The organism is Streptomyces sp. OR43 (genome assembly GCF_008042275.1).
Lineage (GTDB): Bacteria > Actinomycetota > Actinomycetes > Streptomycetales > Streptomycetaceae > Streptomyces.
In genome coordinates this window covers 1,342,587-1,364,014 of record NZ_RDBK01000043.1, presented here as the reverse complement: position 1 = coordinate 1,364,014, position 21,428 = coordinate 1,342,587, and the positions used below count along the sequence as shown (strand labels likewise).

25 protein-coding genes and 1 pseudogene are annotated in these 21,428 nt (G+C 66.2%); 21 read left to right on the top strand and 5 right to left on the bottom strand.

Annotation, left to right across the window (positions count from 1 at the left end; genetic code table 11):
* Position 1: 1 nt before the first annotated feature.
* The gene (locus EAO72_RS24650; RefSeq protein ID WP_148019427.1) at positions 2 to 757 is read left to right on the top strand and encodes a HEPN domain-containing protein; all 756 of its coding nucleotides are present in this window, start codon (positions 2 to 4) and stop codon (positions 755 to 757) included.
* A gap of 230 nt (positions 758 to 987) precedes the next feature.
* On the opposite strand, the gene EAO72_RS24645 is transcribed toward EAO72_RS24650, so the two are convergent.
* Positions 988 to 1,743, bottom strand: a complete 756-nt coding sequence (locus EAO72_RS24645) for a GntR family transcriptional regulator (RefSeq protein WP_148019426.1) — start codon at positions 1,741 to 1,743, stop codon at positions 988 to 990.
* A 78-nt stretch (positions 1,744 to 1,821) separates the two neighbouring features.
* On the opposite strand from EAO72_RS24645, the gene EAO72_RS43290 reads away from it, so the two are divergent.
* The 7 genes from EAO72_RS43290 to EAO72_RS24600 all read left to right on the top strand — a co-directional run bounded on the left by EAO72_RS43290 (position 1,822) and on the right by EAO72_RS24600 (position 7,117).
* Positions 1,822 to 2,100 (top strand): hypothetical protein, encoded by a 279-nt coding sequence (locus tag EAO72_RS43290; RefSeq protein ID WP_148019425.1) that lies wholly within the window; start codon positions 1,822 to 1,824, stop codon positions 2,098 to 2,100.
* Between the two features lie 523 nt (positions 2,101 to 2,623).
* Entirely contained in the window at positions 2,624 to 2,848 is a 225-nt protein-coding gene (locus EAO72_RS24625) for a hypothetical protein (protein WP_148019422.1), read from the top strand.
* Positions 2,845 to 3,588: a GntR family transcriptional regulator gene (locus EAO72_RS24620; protein WP_148019421.1), complete on the top strand. Its 744-nt coding sequence runs from the start codon at positions 2,845 to 2,847 to the stop codon at positions 3,586 to 3,588. Before EAO72_RS24625 ends, EAO72_RS24620 begins: the two co-directional genes overlap by 4 nt.
* Entirely contained in the window at positions 3,585 to 3,887 is a 303-nt protein-coding gene (locus tag EAO72_RS24615; protein WP_148019420.1) for a hypothetical protein, read from the top strand. Before EAO72_RS24620 ends, EAO72_RS24615 begins: the two co-directional genes overlap by 4 nt.
* Before the next feature lie 301 nt (positions 3,888 to 4,188).
* Complete coding sequence (locus EAO72_RS24610; RefSeq protein ID WP_148019419.1) at positions 4,189 to 5,265, top strand: DUF262 domain-containing protein; 1,077 nt, start codon at positions 4,189 to 4,191, stop codon at positions 5,263 to 5,265.
* Positions 5,262 to 6,014 (top strand): MAE_28990/MAE_18760 family HEPN-like nuclease, encoded by a 753-nt coding sequence (locus tag EAO72_RS24605; RefSeq protein WP_148019418.1) that lies wholly within the window; start codon positions 5,262 to 5,264, stop codon positions 6,012 to 6,014. Before EAO72_RS24610 ends, EAO72_RS24605 begins: the two co-directional genes overlap by 4 nt.
* Positions 6,011 to 7,117 carry a DNA cytosine methyltransferase gene (locus EAO72_RS24600; RefSeq protein ID WP_148019417.1) on the top strand — a complete coding sequence of 369 codons (1,107 nt, stop codon included), beginning with the start codon at positions 6,011 to 6,013 and terminating at the stop codon, positions 7,115 to 7,117. The genes EAO72_RS24605 and EAO72_RS24600 overlap by 4 nt, the downstream gene beginning before the upstream one ends.
* Before the next feature lie 378 nt (positions 7,118 to 7,495).
* Here EAO72_RS24600 and EAO72_RS24595 read toward each other — a convergent pair whose 3' ends face one another.
* Positions 7,496 to 7,963, bottom strand: coding sequence for an NUDIX hydrolase (locus EAO72_RS24595; RefSeq protein WP_148019416.1), 468 nt, complete (start codon positions 7,961 to 7,963; stop codon positions 7,496 to 7,498).
* Positions 7,964 to 7,981: 18 nt separating this feature from the next.
* On the opposite strand from EAO72_RS24595, the gene EAO72_RS24590 reads away from it, so the two are divergent.
* The 10 genes and pseudogenes from EAO72_RS24590 to EAO72_RS24545 all read left to right on the top strand — a co-directional run bounded on the left by EAO72_RS24590 (position 7,982) and on the right by EAO72_RS24545 (position 14,994).
* Positions 7,982 to 8,761 (top strand): GntR family transcriptional regulator, encoded by a 780-nt coding sequence (locus EAO72_RS24590; RefSeq protein ID WP_148019415.1) that lies wholly within the window; start codon positions 7,982 to 7,984, stop codon positions 8,759 to 8,761.
* Positions 8,762 to 8,900: 139 nt separating this feature from the next.
* The gene (locus EAO72_RS24585; RefSeq protein ID WP_148019414.1) at positions 8,901 to 9,257 is read left to right on the top strand and encodes an SCO3933 family regulatory protein; all 357 of its coding nucleotides are present in this window, start codon (positions 8,901 to 8,903) and stop codon (positions 9,255 to 9,257) included.
* Positions 9,258 to 9,259: 2 nt separating this feature from the next.
* Positions 9,260 to 10,615, top strand: coding sequence for an FtsK/SpoIIIE domain-containing protein (locus tag EAO72_RS24580; RefSeq protein WP_148019413.1), 1,356 nt, complete (start codon positions 9,260 to 9,262; stop codon positions 10,613 to 10,615).
* 77 nt (positions 10,616 to 10,692) lie between these two features.
* Positions 10,693 to 11,358 (top strand): DUF2637 domain-containing protein, encoded by a 666-nt coding sequence (locus EAO72_RS24575; RefSeq protein ID WP_148019412.1) that lies wholly within the window; start codon positions 10,693 to 10,695, stop codon positions 11,356 to 11,358.
* 18 nt (positions 11,359 to 11,376) lie between these two features.
* Positions 11,377 to 11,568 carry a mobile element transfer protein gene (locus EAO72_RS24570; protein WP_014047488.1) on the top strand — a complete coding sequence of 64 codons (192 nt, stop codon included), beginning with the start codon at positions 11,377 to 11,379 and terminating at the stop codon, positions 11,566 to 11,568.
* 13 nt (positions 11,569 to 11,581) lie between these two features.
* A complete protein-coding gene (locus tag EAO72_RS43285; protein WP_148019411.1) occupies positions 11,582 to 11,716 on the top strand; it encodes a hypothetical protein in 135 nt (44 codons plus the stop codon).
* A 44-nt stretch (positions 11,717 to 11,760) separates the two neighbouring features.
* Positions 11,761 to 12,063, top strand: coding sequence for a SpdD-like protein (locus tag EAO72_RS24560; RefSeq protein ID WP_148019410.1), 303 nt, complete (start codon positions 11,761 to 11,763; stop codon positions 12,061 to 12,063).
* A gap of 127 nt (positions 12,064 to 12,190) precedes the next feature.
* Complete coding sequence (gene repSA, locus EAO72_RS24555) at positions 12,191 to 13,564, top strand: replication initiator protein RepSA (RefSeq protein ID WP_148019409.1); 1,374 nt, start codon at positions 12,191 to 12,193, stop codon at positions 13,562 to 13,564.
* Between the two features lie 2 nt (positions 13,565 to 13,566).
* Positions 13,567 to 13,767, top strand: a complete 201-nt coding sequence (locus EAO72_RS24550; protein ID WP_030636111.1) for a helix-turn-helix transcriptional regulator — start codon at positions 13,567 to 13,569, stop codon at positions 13,765 to 13,767.
* Positions 13,767 to 14,994, top strand: a pseudogene (locus tag EAO72_RS24545) (tyrosine-type recombinase/integrase). The gene EAO72_RS24550 and the pseudogene EAO72_RS24545 overlap by 1 nt, the downstream one beginning before the upstream one ends.
* Positions 14,995 to 15,848: 854 nt before the next feature.
* Here EAO72_RS24545 and EAO72_RS24540 read toward each other — a convergent pair.
* Positions 15,849 to 16,610, bottom strand: a complete 762-nt coding sequence (locus EAO72_RS24540) for a phosphoglyceromutase (protein ID WP_148019408.1) — start codon at positions 16,608 to 16,610, stop codon at positions 15,849 to 15,851.
* A 183-nt stretch (positions 16,611 to 16,793) separates the two neighbouring features.
* Here EAO72_RS24540 and EAO72_RS24535 point away from each other — a divergent pair, with 183 nt between their 5' ends.
* On the top strand, positions 16,794 to 18,173 hold the full coding sequence (locus EAO72_RS24535; protein WP_148019407.1) for an MDR family MFS transporter: 1,380 nt from the start codon (positions 16,794 to 16,796) through the stop codon (positions 18,171 to 18,173).
* A 73-nt stretch (positions 18,174 to 18,246) separates the two neighbouring features.
* Here the strand turns inward: EAO72_RS24535 and EAO72_RS42155 are convergent, their stop codons facing one another.
* Positions 18,247 to 18,396, bottom strand: coding sequence for a hypothetical protein (locus tag EAO72_RS42155; RefSeq protein ID WP_187285195.1), 150 nt, complete (start codon positions 18,394 to 18,396; stop codon positions 18,247 to 18,249).
* A 195-nt stretch (positions 18,397 to 18,591) separates the two neighbouring features.
* Positions 18,592 to 19,269, bottom strand: a complete 678-nt coding sequence (phoU, locus tag EAO72_RS24530) for a phosphate signaling complex protein PhoU (protein ID WP_148019406.1) — start codon at positions 19,267 to 19,269, stop codon at positions 18,592 to 18,594.
* Between the two features lie 198 nt (positions 19,270 to 19,467).
* Between phoU and EAO72_RS24525 the strand changes: the two genes are divergently transcribed.
* On the top strand, positions 19,468 to 20,742 hold the full coding sequence (locus EAO72_RS24525) for a sensor histidine kinase (protein ID WP_148019405.1): 1,275 nt from the start codon (positions 19,468 to 19,470) through the stop codon (positions 20,740 to 20,742).
* Complete coding sequence (locus tag EAO72_RS24520; RefSeq protein WP_073733027.1) at positions 20,739 to 21,419, top strand: response regulator transcription factor; 681 nt, start codon at positions 20,739 to 20,741, stop codon at positions 21,417 to 21,419. The genes EAO72_RS24525 and EAO72_RS24520 overlap by 4 nt, the downstream gene beginning before the upstream one ends.
* Positions 21,420 to 21,428 lie beyond the last annotated feature (9 nt).

Sequence of the window (21,428 nt, the reverse complement as noted above, 5' to 3'; positions counted from 1 at the left end):
GATGCCGACTCAGAAATTCGGAACACAGCTCGACGACGTCGAAGATTTGCTAGACCTCGCTGAATCCATCACCTTGCGCCATCCCGCATTCTCTTACTTGCCTAACAGGCCGAACACTAGCCCTCTACTGGCAGGGGCTGTCGTGCTTCTTTGCGCCCGGTTTGAAGAGTTCATCAAGGACGTAGTCACGTACGCGCTGGAGAGGCATGGAGAAGCGGCGCCGGAATTCCTGCTTTGGGATCTTCCGGAACGGGTACAGGTTCTATTAATCACTAAAAACCTGAATGCCGCTCTCCAGGCCAAGAGGTTTGGGAAATTGCGCGAACCGAACGAAAGAATCAGTGATGGAAAGGCGGCGGCAGAGGGAATAGTGGCCGGTAAGATCAGCGCCGGACACGCAATTGAGACCGGAGGAAACCCGGGGCCCGATACGGTCGCGGATCTGATGAAGCTCACTGGAGTAGAAAAACCGTGGCTTCAAATATCCAGGCATTTCGAGGCACATTACATTGAACCCAGGAGCGTGGAGCTATCCGGAATGGCGCTAGGCGACCTACAGGAACGTCTGGGTGAGCTAGTAGGGCTGCGTAATATCGTCGCGCACAGTGGCGCTCGAATCCCGTCCTCGCCGACAGAGATCCGCTTCAATGTGCATTTCGCGCGACATTTGGCCGACGCTATCTATCAGGTACTCAAGGATCAGGTCGAATCGCATGCGCGAGCCAGCGGAAGGGTTCCTGCTAAATGGTCTAAATGAAAGTTGCTCGTCAATCACTCGCTGTCATGCGAACCGTCGTGGCAGCGACGTCACCATGGGGTTAATCCCAAACCCTCAGGTGAATATCCCCAAGTGCTCGGCCGGAGGGAATCAGCGATTCACATTCCCGCCGGGAACGACTCCTTCCCCTGGTGCCCCCATCAGGCAGGGGAGGGGCACGCTTGGGCACGTCTCCAGGAATGAGACAAGCCACGAGGGCTGTCCACCCGCTACCGGCTGATGGGAATCTCGTAGACGATCTCGCAGTGCGCTGCGGGCACCACGATGTCGGCTGTTTCCACGGGACGGCCTTGGTCGCTGTAGTACGTCCGCCGGATATGCGTCACGAGTGCGGCTTTCTGGATGCCGAGTAGCGATGCTTCCTCGGCGGTCGCGTGCCGTGGTTCGGGCTGTTCCACCGCGTGGCTGACGGTGACTCCGATCGTGGCCATGCGGTTCACGACACCTGCCCCGGCGTGCGGCCCTCCCTCAGGGAGGACGACGAGTGTGCCGGCGGTGAGGTCGTAGGGCTCCCAACTCGTCGACAACTGCACCGGCCTGCCGTCCGCCAGGAACTCGTACGTCGTCTTTACGCACAGCTCGCCCTCGGCCACCCCGAGCCGCGCCGCGATTTCCGCCGGAGCCGGCACCTTCGCGTCGGTCCGGCTCTCCCAGTCGCCCTGTCTGCCGAGCGCCTTCATGTCCTGGCGGAACGGAGCTCCGCCGGGCTGCTCGCGCGCCGTTGACCGGACGACACGTACTCGCTGCCGGGTCTCGGCGACGTACGTGCCCGATCCGGCGCGGCCTTCCAGCATGCCCTGGGAGATCAGCAGCTCCTGTGCCCGGCGCACCACGTTCTCGCCCACGCCGCACTCCTGGCCGATCTGGGCGCGGGAGGGGAGGCGGTCCCCCGGCTCCCAGACGTGCTCCGCAACGCGCCGCCGGAGTTCGTCGGCGATGCGGAGATACGGCGGTTGCTCAGACATATGGAAAATCTAGTCCACTAGCTCTAATCTAGTTAACTAGCTTCACTGAAAGTGATCGCTGGTGACGGAGGCTGCCCTGTGCCCACTTCGGGAGTAACCGCGGGGGCCATCGCCGCCCGACTGTCCGCCATCGGGCTCCCCACCCGCGTGGAGGAGCACACGCGGTTCACGACGGTCGAGGCGGAAGTACCAGAAGCGCTCTCCGCCGAGTCATGGCGAGAGGTCCTGGACGTGGTGGCCGATGCCGATCGATTCGGACTCCTGGCCACCAGTTTGAACGGCCGCACCTTATGGGCGGCTGTACGCAAAACGGTCCCCACGACGGGCGATGTCGGGGGACCGGGCTATCAGCGATAGGAGCTGAACAGCATGCTCAACCGTATCCGCCGTACCGCCTCGCTCACCAGAGAGCGGTACTTCTCGAAGGGCCGGCATCGCCGCCCCTTAACGCCCTCCCGGCCGCTGGCCGCTGTCACTGTCCTCGCACCCGCTGACGCTTCGACCGTCGCTATGGGTCGGGCTTCGGCGGGCGCGGTCCACCGTTACCCCCTGAGGGGTGAGGACGTCGCGCTTGTCCGTCCGTACCTGCTGGCGTGGGAAGAGCAGGTACGGACGCGCACGGTGCTCGTCGCCCCAAAACTCCCGGCCGAAGCCTGGTCGGCCCTCGCAGGGGCCCACTGATGCCTCCTCGCCGACAACCGCACCCCCCGGGTACAGCTCCCGTCCCGTACCGCTCGATCGCGTGCGGGATTGGCACGCACCACTCCTGCATCGACCCGTCCCCGTCTTTGGCGCCGGCCGACGTACCGCTGATCTACGAGGTGTGTGACTGCCCGTGCCACTCGACCCCCGACTCGTCTGCGCCCGCCGAGGTGAAGGCGTGAAGGACCGAGCCCCCGTCGGCGCGCTGGTCTCCCCCGTCGAGGTCACCGCGGCAACCGTGCAGCGCGGCGACATCATCCAACTCGGCGGTCAAGCCTGCCGAGTGAGAGACCTCTTCCAACTCCCTCAGGGAGCCAAGCAACTGGTCTTCGAGTCGGGCGAACTGCTGGCCATACACACGCGTACCCGGCTCATCGCCCTGCGACTGCTGAGAAGGCGGTGACCGGCTCCGTGCCCTCTCGCCACCACGACATCGCCGACGACCTACGCCACCAGATCACGACGGGCAGCATCAAGCCCGGCGAACGCCTCCCGTCCGAAGCCAACCTGGCCGCCCGGTACAGAGTCAGCACGGTGACCCTGCGACGCGCTCTCGCCGTGCTCCAGGGCGAAGGACTCGTCGAGAAGATCCACGGCAAGGGCAACTATGTCCGTCACCCCCGCCGCAAGATCATGTACGTCGGCGGCTGGGGCACGCTGGACCCCTGGACCGCCGCTGAGTCAACGCTGCGCATCACGGTTCGCAGCACCACGGTTCCGGCCTCCGTGCACCTGACGACGTTGCTGAAGGTGCCAACAGGTAGCCCTCTCGCGGAGTACACCTGCCTCAGCCTCGAACAAGGCTCGCCGCACGGCCTGGCCCGCATCTACATCCCGCGCGACCTGGCCCCGGCCGGAGTCCTCGACGACGACCCCGTGTGCCAGGAGGCCGCCACGCGATTCGCCGTCCTCGGCCCGTCGCCGGCCACCATCCGCGAGACGGTCTCCGCTCGCTCTCCCACCCCAGACGAAGCCTCGGCCCTCCGGATCGGAAACAACATGGCCGTTCTCGCGATCACCCGCATCGCCACCGACAAGACCGGCCGCGTCGTTGAAGCCGCGCTCCTGGCCTTTCCAGGAGACCGAGTCGACGCCGTCTTTACCGCCCACCACGTGCTCAACGAGAGGCCAACCCAAGGATGACGACACCGAACGAACTTCGGCTTCTCCCATGGTCAGGCCCGGAGGGCAAGCCCTGCTACCTGAGCACCGACGACCCGGATAGCTACATGTCCCGCCTGGCAGACAACACGGAAGCGGTACAACTCGGCACGGCAGCCGAACTGCTGGAAGAGGTCTCGGGAGCCCTCGACGACCAAGACACGGACCTGAATGACCTGCGCCGCCTGGTTCACGACCTGACCGGCGCACTGCGGGATGTGCTTCGGGTCGCGGCAAGCCGCGGACATCTGCTCGCAGTGAACGATCCTCACCGAGTCTGAAGAGGCAGCGGCACAACGGCGCCAGCCGAGGACAGACACTCCCTGCTACGCGGGAGGGGAACCCGAGTGAGATTCTCGGTTCCCTTCCTCGTTGCCTGCCGGCCAAGCAACCTCACTGCGGCGGCTCTCAGTTTGGGTGGGGCCAGCCTCCTACCCCGGCTGTGACCCTCTCGTAGGCTGGCAGAACCACCCCCTGCCCAGCAGAGGATGAGAATCTCCAGGACTGCGAGACAGCACATGGCATGATCGTGTATAGGTCGGCTAACGAACTTGGCTCAGGGCGCTGCATAGGTGGGGACGAATGGTGACGAACGGTGATCTCCTGATCGGTCCGGACGAGCAGGCTGCCGCTGAACAGCAAATCGTGGATCAGTCTAAGCGGATTGACTTTTACATTACTGAATACACGGTAGAAATCTTGGCGAGCAAGATGCGCGCCAAGGAGTATGTCGTTCCGCGCTACCAGCGGGCGTTCACTTGGGAGCCTGAGCGTAAATCCAAGTTCATCGAGTCTGTAATCATGGGACTGCCGATCCCATTTGTGTTCTTCTGGGAGATGGAAGACGGAAAACTCGAGATCGTAGACGGGTCTCAACGGCTTCGCACATTGGAAGAGTTCATTCTTGGAAACTTCCAACTCGGGGAGCTTGACCAACTCTCGCATATTTCCGGGTTCAGGTTCGCGGATCTCCCCGAATCGCGGCAACGGAAGATTAAAAACAAGTCAATTCGAGGGATCGTCCTAAATGAGCTTGCCGATGAGGCTGCCCGACTGGACATGTTCGAGCGAATTAACACCGGAAGCAAAATCGCGAACAAGGCCGAAGTTAGGCGTGGCGCGCTCGCTGGCCCATTCCTTGATCTAGTCATGGAGTTGGCTGATGACCAGCTCCTAATCTCACTTGCCCCCATGAGCAAGAAACAAAAAGATGAGCGTGGTTACGATGAGCTCGTAACGCGATTCTTTGCATATGGTGATGGTCTCCATGATTACAGGGATCGGCCGTCTGATTTTATTTTCAAGTACGCAAAAAAGATGAACCTGGCTTTCGCGACAGACCCAACCCTGGCCATCTCTTATGCTCGCCGTTTTCGAGAGACAATGGAGTTCGTTCAGAGGGTCTTCCCGTACGGTTTCCGTAAATCTGCTAACGGAAATGCCACGCCCCGCGCGCGATATGAGTCCATTGCCCTCGGATCTTATTCCGCCATGCAGGAACGCCCCGAAATTGTGAATTTTGGTCGAGAGATTTTCGACGTGGAGAGCTGGCTTCGAAGCGATGAGTTTGTCGAAATTACGGGATCCGATGGGGCGAATGCGCGGGCGCGACTTGAAAACCGTATCGGTTTCGTGCGGGGTCGTCTGGTAGCCGCATGAGTACTGCAGATCTCTTGCCGTTCTTCGAGGAGCGCTTTGGTGAAGTTGACTCCTACGTCGATCTTCTCGAAAAGGTCGAGGAGGCAACTCAAAACGGAATCCCTCGAATCGCCGTATCGGAATATCGAATCACGGCCAAACAGCAGAAAATCCTATACAGCAGCGTCTATCTGCAACTGTATAATCTCGTTGAAGCCACAATGGCTAGATGCGTATCCGAGTTGACTGAAGCGACTTCAACTGCAGGCAGGTGGCAACCCCATCAACTCAATGACCAGCTCATGGGTGAATGGGTGAGGTCCACGGCGCGCACGCATGCTGACATGTCCGCAGAGAGTCGACTGAAGCATGCACTCCAGATGAGCACTCATATCGTTCAGCAACTTCCAATCGAGCCTTTCGTTATAGATGTCGGTGGCGGGGGGAACTGGGATGATCAGGTAATCTACAAGATGGCCGAGCGGCTGGGCTGCCCTCTGTCGCTGACCCTGCCCACCCAGGCGAGCGTCAAGCGGAAGAAGCGCGATGGCCTCGGCCCCCTGCAACTGGTTAAGAACCGCAGGAACGGCCTGGCTCACGGTTCGATCTCTTTTGTGGACTGTGCGGATGGCGTACTGGTGAGCGAACTACGAGAGATGTCGCAGAGTGTAGAGGCGTACCTACGCGAAGTGATCACGTGCTTCAAGAGCTATATCGATTCCCATGATTTCCTCCGACCGGACAGCAGGCCAAGCGGTGATACGGCATGAGTGAAGACCCCCCTACTATTTCAGCGGTTGATCTGTTCTGTGGCGTCGGGGGACTCACTCACGGGCTAGTGCGCAGCGGAATTAACGTCACTGCTGGAGTCGATCTGGATCCGCATTGCCGCTACCCGTTCGAAGCGAACAACGCAGCACCGTTCATTGAGCAGGACGTGAAGGACCTTGATGCGGCGACCCTGAAGCCGTATCTGGATGAAGGTAAGTACTCACTGCTCGCCGGATGTGCACCTTGTCAGCCCTTCTCTACATACAGTCAGGGGGGCAGGAGTAAGAAGCGGGGTATGGACTGGCAGTTGGTCCGGGACTTTGGTTCTCTCGTGGCTGATCTGCAACCAGATCTCGTAACCATGGAAAATGTGGTTCAGCTAACTGACCACGAAGTCTTTTCAGAGTTCCTAGAATCCCTGAAAGGCTATTCTGTTAGCTGGACAAAGGTCGAATGCACGAAGATCGGTGTCCCGCAATCTCGAAAAAGGCTCGTTCTTCTGGCGTCAAAGCTCGGCGGGCATGGACTGGATCTGGCTTCGCAATTCGGTGAAAATCCTCGCACAGTCAGAGAAGAAATTGGGAAGCTGCCACCTATCAATGCCGGGGAGCAGCACGCCAGGGACCCTCTGCACATTGCTTCGTCCCTCAGTGAAACCAACATGAAGCGAATCAAAGCCTCGAAGCCCGGCGGCACTTGGCGCGACTGGGACCCGGACCTCATTGCGGCGTGCCACCGCAAGACAACTGGATCAACCTACCCAAGCGTCTATGGGCGAATGGAGTGGGATGCGCCGGCGCCCACAATTACCACTCAGTGCTTTGGGTACGGCAATGGGCGCTTTGGCCATCCCACCCAAGATCGTGCAATCTCTCTCCGAGAGGCCGCGATGCTGCAGACCTTCCCCAGGAACTACAAGTTCCTCAAACGAGGTGAGCAAGTCACTTTCAGCCGCCTAGGGCGGATGATCGGGAACGCCGTGCCTGTTCGTCTTGGAGAGGTCATTGGGAAGTGTCTCTCGGAGCACGTGCGCGCCTACGAAAGCGGTGCAACAGACGCGGTAGCGTCGGCCGTTCCCGAGCAGTTGGGTCGCTTGTTCTAGGTGTTAGGGCGGGGAGCTCCTCTTGCTTCCCCGCACAAGGGCTGCCACGGCTCACAGGTCGGCGGAGTGGCTTTGGGCTGGAGCTGCTTTGGGGCGAGTGATCATGGCCCCTTAAGCTTCCGGCGAGTCGGGCAGTCTGTGGACCTGCCCGTTAAAGCACGACGTTGGGGCCATGATCTTAGAGGCTCGCCCCAAAGTGGCTGCCTAAAGCCGTGGAGCCGACCGCCCCAGCCACAGAGGGTGTCCCCCACCTTCAGGCCCGCAGCTCGCCAGCGCGCCGCCGGGCGCGGCCAGCCGGGGCGAAGACAGAGGCAGGCCGCGCCGCTGAGGCGGCGCGCGCCCGCGCCGTGCGCGGGCCTTGATGAAGTAGAGAAAGTTCTATCGCACCGGCGTCAGGCGCTTGCCGTCATGGCTCCGCACGTGGGGCCCGTTCCCGTCGAGGGCATCCAGCAGTCGGACCGCGTAGACCTCGGACATCCACTCGGTGACCTCGTCCGGCGTGAGCCAGCCGACCGCGGTCGATTCGCTGGACGTCCGCTCGCTTCCGCCGGCGGGCTTGCATCGGAAGACCAGGGCCACGATGCCGCGCATGGTGTTCTTGTAGACCCCCGTGAGCTCGTACACCTCGACGTGGATGCCCGTCTCCTCCAGGACCTCGCGCTGAACGCCCGTCTCCGGGGCCTCGTCGAGTTCGAGTACACCGCCTGGGAGCTCCCAAGTGCCGTTGTCGGCACGGCGGATCGCCAGGAGTCGCCCGTCCTCGCGCACGACCACTCCGGCTACGGACACGGAGTGAAGCGGCGTTGACGTGCCTTCCTGCGCACTGTTACTCATGTACAGGAGCATAGGAGGAAGAGAAGGACTATGGAAACAGCAGTAGGAGGTGGGAAGTCCGTACCTCGGTACGTGCAGATCGCCGAGGAGATCGTTCAGCAGATCCGCGCCGGAATCCTCAAGCCCGGTGACATGGTGCCCAGCGAATCGGAGCTCGTGGAGCGCTACGGCGTCTCCGGCGGCACCATCCGCAAGGCCATGGTGGAGGTCCGCGCGAGTGACCTCGTGGAGACCCGCCAGGGCAAGGGCTCCATGGTGAAGGCCCGGCCGCCGGTACGGCACCGTTCCTCGGACCGCTTCAAGCGCTCCCATCGACAGGGCGGCAAGGCTGCGTACCTCGCCGAGTCGGAACAGTCCGGCGCCAAAGCGGGCGTCAGTGTTCTCTACATCGGTCCGATGGACGCACCGAACGACATTGCGGAGCGGCTCGGCGTCCCCGCCGGCGCTCAGGTGCTCGCCCGGCGCCGTCTCTACTTCCGCAATGAAACCCCCGTCGAGACGGCCACGTCGTACCTCCCGTGGGACGTTGCGAAGGACATCCCCGAGCTCTTCGCGAAGAACCCCGGCGGTGGTGGCATCTACGCCCGCCTCGAAGACCACGGGCACGAGTTCGCGGAGTTCGTCGAGACGCTGCAAGCCCGGCTGGCGACCAAGGCGGAGGCCTCCGAACTGGCCCTGAGCCCCGGTGCTTCGGTGGTTCACCTGATCCGTGAGGCAAGGACGACGGAGGATCGTGTCGTAGAGGTGTGCGACACGCTCATGGCCGCTGACCAGTTCGTTTTCAGCTACCGGATCCCCGCCTCCGACTGACGCGCACTCAACTCAACGCAGCCCGCCGTGACTTCCTCGTCTCGGCGGGTTGACTCATGTATAGGAGTGATGCACTCTTCTTTATGTCACTCATATACATGAGTGACTGAGTCGAAGACTTCTATAGGAGTGATCTTCTGTGCGTACGATCCCCGTCGACACCTCCGCCGCGTCAGTGATGGTCGCCAAGCCCCCGCAGATCAAGGTCAAGGACCGCCGGACCGGCGAGATCGCCGTGGACGTCGAGAGCGGCGCGAAGCTCATGACCGTGGACGTGATGTTCGTGGCGAACGAGGAGGTGGAGATCCTTTCGGTCACCGTCCCTGAGCCGGGCATCTCCGGTGAGCTGATGATGGGCACGCCCGTCGCCGTCACCGGCCTGATCGCCCGGCCGTGGGAGAACGAGTTCAACGGGCAGAAGCGACATGGCATCGCCTTCCGCGCGGTGGCGGTCACCTCGCTCGTCGCCGCTGCCGAGAAGCCCAAGGCGGCCTGATCATGACCGGGTGCCTGGTCACGCTGCTGCTGGTCGTCGTCATCGCAGTGATCCTGCGGTGGCGGCGTCCCGCCTGGTACTGGATGACCTTCGGGGTCACCCTTGCCGCGCTGCGGGTAGCGGTCCGATACGCCTCGGTCATGGACGCCTGCGGACTCACCGTTCCGCCCGCGCGTTGGCGTCTCTCCCTCGCCCGGATGACGAACCGCCCCGTTCCTGAGTCGAGGGCCCCGCGCATTCTCCGGCTTCGGCCTACTCGTACCGGGCTGGTCCTGCGGATCAAGCTCCGTCCCGGTCAGGATGCCTTCGACGTTGCCTCGGCCACCGACCGCCTCCGGCACTCCTTCGGGATGTACGGAGTCACCTCCCGCGAACTTCGCTCGGGAATCGTGGAGTTACGGATGACGGGATACGACGTCCTCCGGCGGGTGCAGATGCCCGCCGAAACCGGCCCCGCGCCGATGCGTATCCCCGTCGCACTGCGCGAGGACGGATCCGTCCACTACCGCGACTACCGGGCTGTGCCCCACGGGCTGACGCTCGGCGCGACCGAGTCGGGGAAGTCCGTCTACCAGCGCAACCTGGTCGCCGGCCTCGCGGCGCACGACGTCGCGCTCGTCGGGATTGACTGCAAACAGGGCGTCGAGCTCTTTCCGCTCGCCCGGCGCTTCTCCGCCCTCGCCGACAACCCGGACACCGCCCTCGAACTCCTCGAAGCACTCGTGCAGCACATGGAGGACGTCTACCAGCTCATCCGCTCCGCTCAGCGCATCACCGTTGACGTTCCGGACGCCGACATAGCCGCCGACATCTGGGACCTGCCGACCGACATACGCCCGACGCCGGTCGTGGTCCTGGTCGACGAGGTCGCCGAGCTGGCGCTGTTCGCCACCAAGGACGAGGAGAAGCGCCGCGACCGGATCGTCACTGCTCTGGTCCGCCTCGCTCAGCTCGGCCGTGCCGCGGGGATCTACCTGGAGATCTGTGGCCAGCGCTTCGGCTCCGAACTCGGCAAGGGCATCACGATGCTCCGTGCCCAACTCACGGGTCGGACCGCCCACCGGGTCAATGACGAGTCCAGCGCCAACATGGCCTTCGGAGACATTGCTCCGGACGCCGTCCTTGCCGCGATCCAGATTCCCACCGACGTCCCCGGCATCGCGGTCTCGGGTGACTCGACCGGTGGATGGACCCGCATCCGGGCACCACACACCTCACTGCGCCAAGCCGTGAACATCTGCAACCGGCACGCTGACCGCACTCCGGATGTGCCCGCCCTCGCGGCCTTCCGGCCCACCGTCGCACCCCTGGCCTCGGCCACCGCGCCGCTCACCAAAGCCGCGCCCACCACCGCCTGACCCTCCCGCTCACCGGTCGGCGTGGACCATTCCCGCGCCAAGTCCCTACCCGTCCCATGCCGAAAAGGAGAAGTCCGATGGCCCGTCCCTCCGTGCGCGTGGACGCCGTACTGATCCAAGCCGTGATCGCTGGCGCGCTCTCCTTCGCCCACCTCCACGACCTTGCCGCCGCCGCGGGCCAGGACGGCTGGAAGGCATGGGCCTACCCGATCAGCGTTGATCTGCTCCTGGTCGCTGCCTGGCGGCGGCTACGCAAGGACGGCCCGTCCCGGCTCGCCTGGTGCTGGTTCCTGATCGCGCTCGTCGCTTCGCTCGGTGCCAACGTCGCCACCGCAGGATTCCTCGATCTCGCGCACCCTCCGGCCTGGTTGCGCTTCGGCATTGCTGGATGGCCCGCGCTTGCCTTCCTCGGCGGGACGCTCCTCGCCCACACAGAGACCTCGGTTGAGGACGGGACGCCCGTTCCGGCGGTGCCTACGGCTGATTCCTCAGCGCCGGAGCTCGTCACCGAGGAACAGGCCCCGGAGCTGGAACCAGCGCCGATTCCTGCCGCTGAGGAGTCTCCGGTCCTGCCTCCCGCCGACGCGTCTCCGCCCGTGCCGGCCGCGCTCGTCGACCACGCCCGGAAGGTCGCCGACGACCACCGCGCCCGTACCGGTTCACCGATCGACACCGACACGCTCCGCGCCCGCCTCGGAGTTCCGCCTCAACTCGCCGCCGCGATTGCCGCTCAGCTCGCCTGACCCGAGAGGAGATCCACCATGCCCGCCCGCGACCACTTCCACTCCGTGATGCGGATCGGACCGGTGCAGATCGGTACCCACCGCGACCGGCACGGCCGCACCCAGCACGCCGCCGTGTGCACCGCCGATCGCTGCGGTTGGTCGTCCGACTTCAGCAGCCGGTCCGCCGCCCAGCTCGCCGCCCGCACCCACCGCTGCAAGGTCCGCTGAAGGAGACCAATCCATGGACGTACCGCTCTGGCTCGCCCTGATCGTCGTCGGCTGGCTCGGCGTGAAGCTGATCCGCCCGCCCTGGTGGCTCGTGCTCGTGCTGCTGCTCGGCGGCTACCTCCTCGCCGACAGCCTCCTGACCCCGTGATCGACACCGCCGTCAAGTAACCCCCCGCCGAAGGGAGAACCGCCATGCTCCGTCCGAAGATCCCCACCAACCCGTTGCCGACCGGAATTGTCACTGGAACCGCCCGGAGCGACGTCCCCGCCGTGCCCCACCAGACCCTGGCCCCGGCCCCTACGGCTCCCGTACGTCCCACGGTCCAGCTCACGCCCGGTGCCGTCGTCGCCGTCATCGGTGGCGGCACGGCCGTGGTGCTGGTCGTCGGCGCGGTCCTGGTCTCCATGCTCCTTGCGGTCGCCGTCACCGCCGCGTCGCTCGCCATAAGCGCCCTGGTCATTCGGTCGCTCGTGGCGTCGCAGAACCACCGCTGACCGGCTTCCGGCGGCCTCGATACCGCCAAGCATCCGCCGCCCGGAAGCCGTGCTCCTGCCCGAACCACAGATCCGGAAGGAAGCACCATCATGACCGACCGCACCGCCCGCCGCCGGGGGAGTGCACATGCCTGAATCGCAGCTCGACCGGCTCACCCTCGGCGACCTGCTGAGGGTGGCCTCGGCCCCCGAGTTCCACCGTTGGGAGGACCAGATCCGCCGCACCGGTGGCTGCTCCGACCCGATCCACCTGACCGGTTGGACCCTCACCAAGGACAAGACCACCGGCGAGACCCTTCACCACTACTCGACCGAGACCGAGCCCGGCGGACGTCTCCGCCTCGCCTGCGGAAATCGCCGCGCTTCCCGCTGCCCCTCCTGCGCCTGGACGTACGCCGGAGACACCTACCACCTGATCCGCGCGGGCCTGGCCGGAGATGACCGCCGCGATCTCCCCGCCACCGTGCGGGATCACCCCCGGGTCTTCGCCACCCTTACCGCCCCGTCCTTCGGCCCGGTCCACAACCGTCCCGAACGTGGCACTTGCCGTTGCGGTAGCCGGCACTCGGCAGATGCATCCGAGCTCGGTACCGCGCTGGACCCCGAGACGTATGACTACGCCGGATCGGTCCTGTTCAACAACTACGCCGGCGACCTCTGGATGCGGTTCACCACTCGCCTCCGACGGGAAATAGCGGCCCGCGCCGGGCTTACGCAGGTAGAGCTGAAGGAATCGGCTCGGCTCTCGTACGGCAAAGTCGCGGAGTTTCAGAGGCGTGGGGCGATCCACTTCCACGCCGTGATGCGGATCGACGGACCGGACGGGCCCGGCACGCCACCTCCGTCCTGGGCGACCGTCGACCTGCTCACCAATGCGATACACGCAGCCGCTCAGCACAACTACACCTCGGTGTCCGCACCCGCCGTCGGCGAGCAGCCCGCTCGTACCTTCCGCTGGGGCACACAACTCGACGTCCGCCCGGTCGTTGCCTTCGGCGACGGCTCCGATGTCACCGAACAGGCTGTGGCGTCCTACGTCGCGAAGTACGCCACCAAAGCGGCGGAAAACACCGGCACTCTGGACCGCCGCATTGGCGAACTCTCCGAGCTCGATCGCCACGGCGTTCCCGACCACGCCCGCCGTCTCATCGCCGCATGCCACCTCCTCGATCCGATCTACCCCGAACGTCGGCTGCGTGCCTGGGCACACATGCTCGGGTTCCGCGGGCACTTCTCCTCGAAGTCCCGCCGCTACTCGACCACTCTCGGCGAGCTCCGCCAGGCCCGCGCCGACTTCCGCGCTGCTCAGGAACGGCAGTCCCTCGGCCTGGAGGACCGCGTCCCGGACACCGTGCTCGTCCTGGCCGACTGGCAATACGCCGGCCACGGTCACTCGCCCGGCGAATCCGTCCTCGCCGCGACCATTGCCCGTGGTCTCCGGCTCAACCGCGAAACCGCTCGTGCAGCCATGGCGGAGCTGGTCGATGAGGGGGAGTGGTGACCATGGCGCTTCCTCTGCCGAGTCGCTATCTGACGCCTGACGACCTAGTCGAGATGTTCGAGCTGCCCAGCGTCGAGACGGTCTACCAGTGGCGCCGGAAGCGGACCGGCCCCCGCGGCTTCCGTGTCGGCCGGCACCTCCGCTTCGACCCCGACGACGTACGGGCCTGGGTCGACTCCCGCCGGAGCGAGGCGGCTGCCTGATGGCCGGACACATTCAGGACCGCTGGTTCGTGACCGTGACCGACCCTGACGGTAAGCCTCGCAAGGTGAAGTCGGATCGCTACGGAGTGGGGTCCCGCTACCGCGCGCGCTATGTCGGGCCGGACGGCACGGAGAAGTCGAAGAGCTTCCCGGACCGACAGAAGCGGCTCGCTGATCAGTGGCTGGCCCATACTGAGGCGGACATGGCGCGGGGACAGTACATCGATCCCCGCGCGGCCCGGACCACCTTCCAGCAATACGCGGAGGGCTGGGTGTCCACACAAGGCGCGGACCCCAACACGCAAGCCTCAATGGAGTCGCAGCTTCGGCTGCACGCGTTCCCGTACCTCGGCACGCGTCCACTTGGTTCGTTCCAGCCGGCGCACATCCGCGACTGGGTGCAGCAGCTCCAGGCGAACGGTGTACGTGGCTCGTACGCCCGGACGATCTACTCCAACGTCCGGGCGGCTCTCAGCGCGGCCGTGGACGACGGGCACCTTCCTCGGAACCCTTGCGCCGCCCGCTCGGTACGGCCGCCGACCGTGGACACGAAGCGCGTCACGCCTTGGACTACGGAACGGCTCTTCGCGGTGCGAGCGGGCATGCCGGAGCGGTATCAGGCGATGGTCGACCTGGGCGGCGGCTGCGGCCTGCGGCCTGCGGCAAGGCGAGATCCTGGGTGTCGCGGTGGACGCGATCGACTTCCGGTCGGACACGTTGCATGTCGTCCAGCAGCTCAAGCTGAGCCGCAGCAAGCCGGTCTTCGCTCCGCCCAAGGGCGGCAAGCTGCGGGACGTGCCGCTCCCCGGCCCGGTCGCTGAGGTACTTCGGGCCCACATGAAGCAGTTCCCGCCGGTCGAGATCACGTTGCCGTGGAAGGTCGCGGGCGGACCGCTGGTGACCAAGCGGCTCATCTTCATGGGACCGCGCGGTGGTCATGTCTGGCGCACCTCGCTGAACGAGGAAGCGTGGAAACCGGCTCTGGCCTCGGCGGGAGTCATCCCGGTCCCGGCGGCCGGCGCTCCGCACGCCGAGTCACGCGAGAACGGCATGCACGCCATGCGGCACTTCTACGCGTCGGTGCTGCTGGACGCTGGGGAGAACATCAAGGCGCTTGCCGAGTACCTCGGGCACTCGGACCCCGGCCTCACACTGCGGGTGTACGCGCACCTCATGCCGTCGAGCCAGGAGCGCACCCGCAAGGCGATTGCTGCCGTGTTCGCCTGAGGGGAGATACTCCGCAGCACAAGCCGCCCGCTCCCTGCCCGGTGCCGCAATGTCGCCCCACAGGACTGTCGAAGCTGGCATTTGGAATCACCACACGTGAATTCCCCGCCCCGCAGCATTGTCGAAGCTGGCATTTGGAATCACCACACGTGAATTCCCCGCCCCGCAGCATTGTCGAAGCTGGCATTTGGAATCACCACACGTGAATGTTCCCCTGGCCGCAACATTTTCGCGTCTCATGCTCGCCCCTGTGGGCCCGTCACCTGGCCTCCTGGTCGCTGCGGTTGCCAGGGCGGGTGCTGGCTCGACGGGCCCCTTCAGTCCGACAGGATCACCTACGATTTTTTCGTAGGTGATCCTTGATTCGGACGCCGGAGGGCTGCTCACCACGCCACTCGTGGCGTCGTTCTAAAGCTGAGGTGTGCTGCCAATAGCGCGTTTTAGCTGCGGATTTGTAGCACCCCTCGGTGGGCCGCTAAAGTCCACTAAGCCATCGAGGGAAAAAGAGGGGCCGCTCACGGGCATGAGCGGCCCCTCGCCCCGTCGGCACACTTATTCACCAGTGCGATAGGAGAAGTAATGCGCCCTACGGAGAAGCCCATGGTGCCACGACGCGGACTGCGTATCGACCTCATCCCCCGTGAGCTGCCTCTGGTCCTCATCGGCCTCGGAGGCGCGACGCTTGCGGTGTGGGTCGGCGCCGAACCTGCCGCTGTCCTCCCGCTTGCCTTCCTGGTTTCGGTACGAGTGGGACTCCGCAGTATCTGACCGCGACGGCCCACAGACGGCCCAGCGCACCAAGAAGCCCCCCACCAAGCGGAAAACCCGCAGGTGGGGGGCTACTTCAGCTCTGCTTACTTCTTCTTGCCCTGGTTCTTCACGGCCTCGATGGCGGCCTTCGCCGCGTCCGGGTCCAGGTACGTCCCGCCCGGCTTCAACGGGCGGAAGTTCTCGTCCAGTTCGTACGCGAGCGGGATGCCCGTCGGGATGTTCAGGCCCGCGATGGCCTCGTCCGAGACGCCGTCGAGGTGCTTGACCAGGGCACGGAGGCTGTTGCCGTGCGCGGCGACCAGGACCGTGCGGCCGGCCAGCAGGTCCGGGACGATGCCGTCGTACCAGTACGGCAGCATGCGGACGACGACGTCCTTGAGGCACTCCGTGCGCGGGCGCAGCTCCGGCGGGATCGTCGCGTAGCGCGCGTCGTCGCTCTGGGAGAACTCGGTGCCGTCCTCGAGGGCGGGCGGCGGGGTGTCGTACGAGCGGCGCCAGAGCATGAACTGCTCCTCGCCGAACTCGGCGAGCGTCTGCGCCTTGTCCTTGCCCTGGAGGGCGCCGTAGTGGCGCTCGTTCAGGCGCCAGGAGCGGTGGACGGGGATCCAGTGGCGGTCCGCGGACTCCAGCGCGAGCTGGGCGGTGCGGATGGCGCGCTTCTGGAGCGAGGTGTGCAGTACATCGGGGAGCAGGCCGGCGTCCTTGAGCAGCTCACCGCCGCGGACCGCCTCCTTCTCGCCCTTCTCGGTGAGGTTGACGTCCACCCATCCGGTGAACAGGTTCTTCGCGTTCCATTCGCTCTCGCCGTGGCGGAGGAGGATCAGCTTGTACGGTGCGTCGGCCATGGGTCCGAGCGTAATCGAACCCGTACGGGCCGCGCGCGCCCGGCCACAGGGCGGACAGAGCCGCGTGGATTGACGCCGGCCGTCAATTGGGTGGCAGCGCCGAATCCAGGATTTGTAATGTTCGGACCGTCGGCGGACCGCTTACCGCCGGCATCCGCATCCGTACGTCCTGGGGGAACCCGTATGTCTGTCGCCGGTCTCAGACGGGCCACCCGTGAATCCGTCTCCGGTCTCCCCAGAGAGTTCTGGTGGCTGTGGACCAGCACCCTGGTCAACCGCCTCGGGGCGTTCGTCGCCACCTTCATGGCCCTGTACCTGACCCTGGACCGGGGGTACTCCGCCTCGTACGCCGGGCTGGTCGCCGCGTTGCACGGGCTCGGCGGGGTCGTCTCCTCGCTGGTGGCCGGCGTGATGACGGACCGTTTCGGGCGGCGGCCCACGATGCTCGTCGCGCAGCTGTCGACCGCCGTCTCGGTGGCCGTGCTCGGCTTCATGGTCCATCCGGTGGCGATCGCCGCCGTCGCCTTCTGCGTCGGCATGGCCAGCAGTGCCTCACGTCCCGCGGTGCAGGCGATGATCGCCGACATCGTCCCGGCGAAGGACAGGGTGCGGGCCTTCTCGCTCAACTACTGGGCGATCAACCTGGGGTTCGCGGTCTCGTCCGCCGGGGCAGGGTTCGTCGCCGAGTACAGCTACCTCGCCGGCTTTGTCGGCGAGGCGGTGATGACGCTGTGCTGCGCGATCGTCGTCTTCACGAAGGTGCCGGAGTCCCGGCCGCAGAAGGCCCCGTCCACGGCCACGGACGCGCGTGCCGCCGGCGATGGCGTCCGGCTCGGCACGGTGCTGCGCGACGGACGGTTCATGGGCGTCGTCGGGCTGTCGTTCGTGATCGCCCTGATCTTCCAGCAGGGGTATGTGGGGCTGCCGGTGGCCATGGGGGCCGACGGGTTCAGCAGTTCCGACTTCGGCGCGGCGGTCGCCGTCAACGGCGTGCTCATCGTGGTGCTCCAGATCCCGGTCACCCGGTTCATCCAGAGCCGCGACCCGCGCCGGCTGCTCATCGTGTCGTCGCTGCTCGCCGGGTACGGGTTCGGGCTGACGGCCTTCGCCGGTTCGGTGGCGCTCTACGCGCTGACCATCTGCGTCTGGACGGTCGCCGAGATCGTCAACGCGCCCGTGCAGAACGGTCTGGTCGTCCAGCTCTCACCGGCTCACGGCCGGGGCCGCTACCAGGGCATGTACGCCCTGTCCTGGTCGGCTGCGGCGCTCGTGGCCCCGCTGATGTCCGGTGTGGTGATCGACCACTTCGGCGCCGGGTGGCTGTGGGGTACGTGTGCGGTCCTGGGTACCGCGGCGGCGTTCGGCTACTGGCTGCTGATGCGGAACCTGCCGCGGGAGGGCGCGGCTCCGGCGCCGGCACCCGCGGCCGTGAGCGGGCCGGCCGGAGCGGGCGGAGCGGCCGGGTCGGCCGAAGCGGGCGGGGTCGTCGATGCCGCCGGAGCGGTCGGGGCGGGGGCGGTTCAGGGTGCCGGTGCCGGGCCCGCTGTGGACCGGGCCGTCTGATCCGGGCACGGGGCGGCCCCGCGCGGACCCTGTCGGTCCGTGCGGGGCGCCCTCTGCCGCTGCGCGCTCCCGGTCAGCCGGAGCAGCCGCCGCACTGGCACGGCGCGCCGGACTGGCAGCCGCACCCGCAGCCCGATCCGCAGCCGCAGGCGCCGACGACGCCCCGGTGCGCCACGTCGGCGGGTGTCTCCTGCTGGGGTTCGGTCGTGGGGGAATCGGCCATGGTTCCTCCTCAAGGTGTACGACAGGGCCGCACGCCCGCCCGGGGCCCGCGACCGGGGCGTACGGAAAGGTCGTGCCGCCCCACCCCATTGCATGCCCAGCCGGGCGGGCGCATCAACGGCGCACACGCGCAGGAACGCATGTGCGAGTCCCTGGCGCCGGATGCGTCCGCGGCCGGCTGTGCGGGTGCGGCCGGTTACGCCCCCTCGACCGGCGTCGGCTGCTGGATCTCGTCCGCGTGCTCGCCCGTCACCAGATAGACGACGCGCTTGGCCACCGAGACCGCGTGGTCGGCGAACCGCTCGTAGTAGCGGCCGAGCAGCGTCACGTCGACGGCCGTCTCGATGCCGTGCTTCCAGCGGTCGTCCATCAGGTGCTGGAACAGCGTGCGGTGCAGCAGGTCCATCTCGTCGTCGTCCTGCTCCAGCTGGAGCGCCAGGTCGACGTCCTTGGTGATGATGACCTCGGCGGCCTTGGCCATCAGGCGCTGCGCGAGCTGGCCCATCTCCAGGATGGTGGCGTGCAGGTCGTCCGGGACCGCCTTCTGCGGGAAGCGCAGCCGGGCCAGCTTGGCGACGTGCTGGGCGAGGTCGCCCGAGCGCTCCAGGTCGGCGCTCATCCGCAGCGAGGTGACCACGATCCGCAGATCGGTCGCCACCGGCTGCTGGCGGGCCAGCAGCGCGATGGCCCGGGCCTCCAGGTCGTGCTGGAGGTCGTCGACCTTCTGGTCCGCGGCGATCACGGTCTCCGCGAGCTTGAGGTCGGCGTCGAGCATGGACGTCGTCGCCCGGCCGATCGCCGATCCGACGAGCCGGGCCATCTCGACCAGCCCTTCGCCGATCGAATCGAGTTCCTCGTGGTACGCGTCACGCATGGGAAGTCCCTCTCCAGTTCTGAACCGAGGCCGGGGCCAGCTCTGAACCCCACGGTGCCACCGTGACGGCCGTACGCGTCGGGTTCCGACCGGCCAAGTGAACCGGCGCTTGCCCCTCGGTGAACTCTGGGCGACGAGTGTTCGGATAGGCACTCGGACGGCTGGGAGAGTGTCGGTGGAGCCGCATAACCTGGAGCCATGGACGTGAACGCGGCGGTCGCCGCAGCTGCAGCGATCGCCGGGGTGTGTACCGGCGTGATCGCGATGCTGGCGTTCCGCTGGAGCGAGCGCGACCAGAAGAAACCCACGCGTACGTCCCTGCGGCCCGACAGCGGCGCCCCCCTGCCTCCCGGCGTCGACACGGTCCTGTCCGTGCTCAGCTCCTCCGCGGTCGTGCTCGACGAGAGCGACAGCGTCGTCAAGGCCAGCTCCGCCGCGTACGCGCTGGGACTGGTCAGGGGAGGCCGTCTGGCCGTCGAGCCGATGCTGAACATGGCGCGGGACACCCGCCGTGACGGGGAGATACGACAGGTCGAGCTGGACCTTCCCCGGCGCGGTACGGGCCGGGGCGAGGCCCTCGCGGTCTCCGCCCGGGTCGCCCCACTGGGCTCCCGGCTGGTGCTGCTGCTGGTCGAGGACCTCACCGAGGCCCGCCGTATCGAAGCGGTCCGGCGCGACTTCGTCGCCAACGTCAGCCATGAGCTCAAGACCCCGACCGGTGCGCTGTCCCTGCTCTCGGAGGCCGTCATGGACGCCTCCGACGATCCGGAGGCGGTGGAGCGGTTCGCGGGACGGATGCAGATAGAGGCGACCCGGCTCACCAACCTCGTACAGGAGCTCATCGACCTCTCCCGGGTGCAGAACGACGACCCGCTGGAGGACGCCGAGCCGGTCCGGGTCGACGAGCTGGTCGCCGAAGCCATCGACCGCTGCCGGCAGCAGGCCGGCTCCAAGCAGATCACCATGGCCTCGGGCGGCACCGCCGATCTCCGCATATGGGGCAACCGCGGCCAGCTCGCCGCCGCGCTCGGCAACCTCGTCGAGAACGCCGTCAACTACAGCCCCGCCCGCACCCGCGTCGGCATCGCCGTACGCCGGGTGGTCGTACCCGGCGGGGACGAGATCGAGATCGCCGTGACCGACCAGGGCTTCGGCATCTCGGAGAAGGACCGGGAACGGGTCTTCGAACGCTTCTACCGCGTCGACCCGGCCCGCTCGCGCGCCACCGGTGGCACCGGCCTCGGCCTCGCCATCGTCAAGCACGTGGCCGCCTCGCACGGCGGGGAGGTCACCGTCTGGAGCTCGGAGGGTCAGGGCTCCACCTTCACCCTGCGGCTGCCCGAAGCGGGCTCCGTACGGGCCCGGGACCGCACATCGGGCGGTCCCCTCATCGTCAACGGCGACGAGGCGTCCCACCCGGGCGCCGCACCCGACACTTTTGATTCGTTCCCTGCCCCGGAGGCTCTTCCGTGACCCGAGTGCTTGTCGTCGAGGATGAGGAATCCTTCAGCGACGTCCTGTCCTACATGCTCCGCAAGGAAGGCTTCGAGGTCGCCATCGCGGCCACCGGACCCGACGGCCTGGACGAGTTCGAGCGCAACGGCGCCGACCTCGTGCTCCTCGACCTGATGCTGCCCGGCCTGCCCGGCACCGAGGTCTGCCGGCAGCTGCGCAGCAAGTCCAACGTCCCCGTGATCATGGTCACCGCCAAGGACAGCGAGATCGACAAGGTCGTCGGTCTGGAAATAGGGGCCGACGACTATGTGACCAAGCCCTTCTCCTCGCGCGAGCTCGTCGCCCGCATCCGCGCGGTGCTGCGCCGCCGCGGGGAGCCGGAGGAGGTCACTCCGGCCGCGCTGGAGGCCGGCCCGGTGCGGATGGACGTGGACCGGCACGTCGTCACGGTCTCCGGCGGCAAGGTCGACCTGCCGCTGAAGGAGTTCGACCTGCTGGAGATGCTGCTGCGCAACGCCGGCCGGGTGCTGACCCGGATGCAGCTGATCGACCGGGTCTGGGGCGCGGACTACGTGGGCGACACCAAGACCCTCGACGTCCACGTGAAGCGGCTGCGCGCCAAGATCGAGCCGGACCCGGGTGCCCCGCGCTTCCTCGTGACGGTGCGGGGTCTCGGGTACAAGTTCGAGCCGTAAACCGCCCCT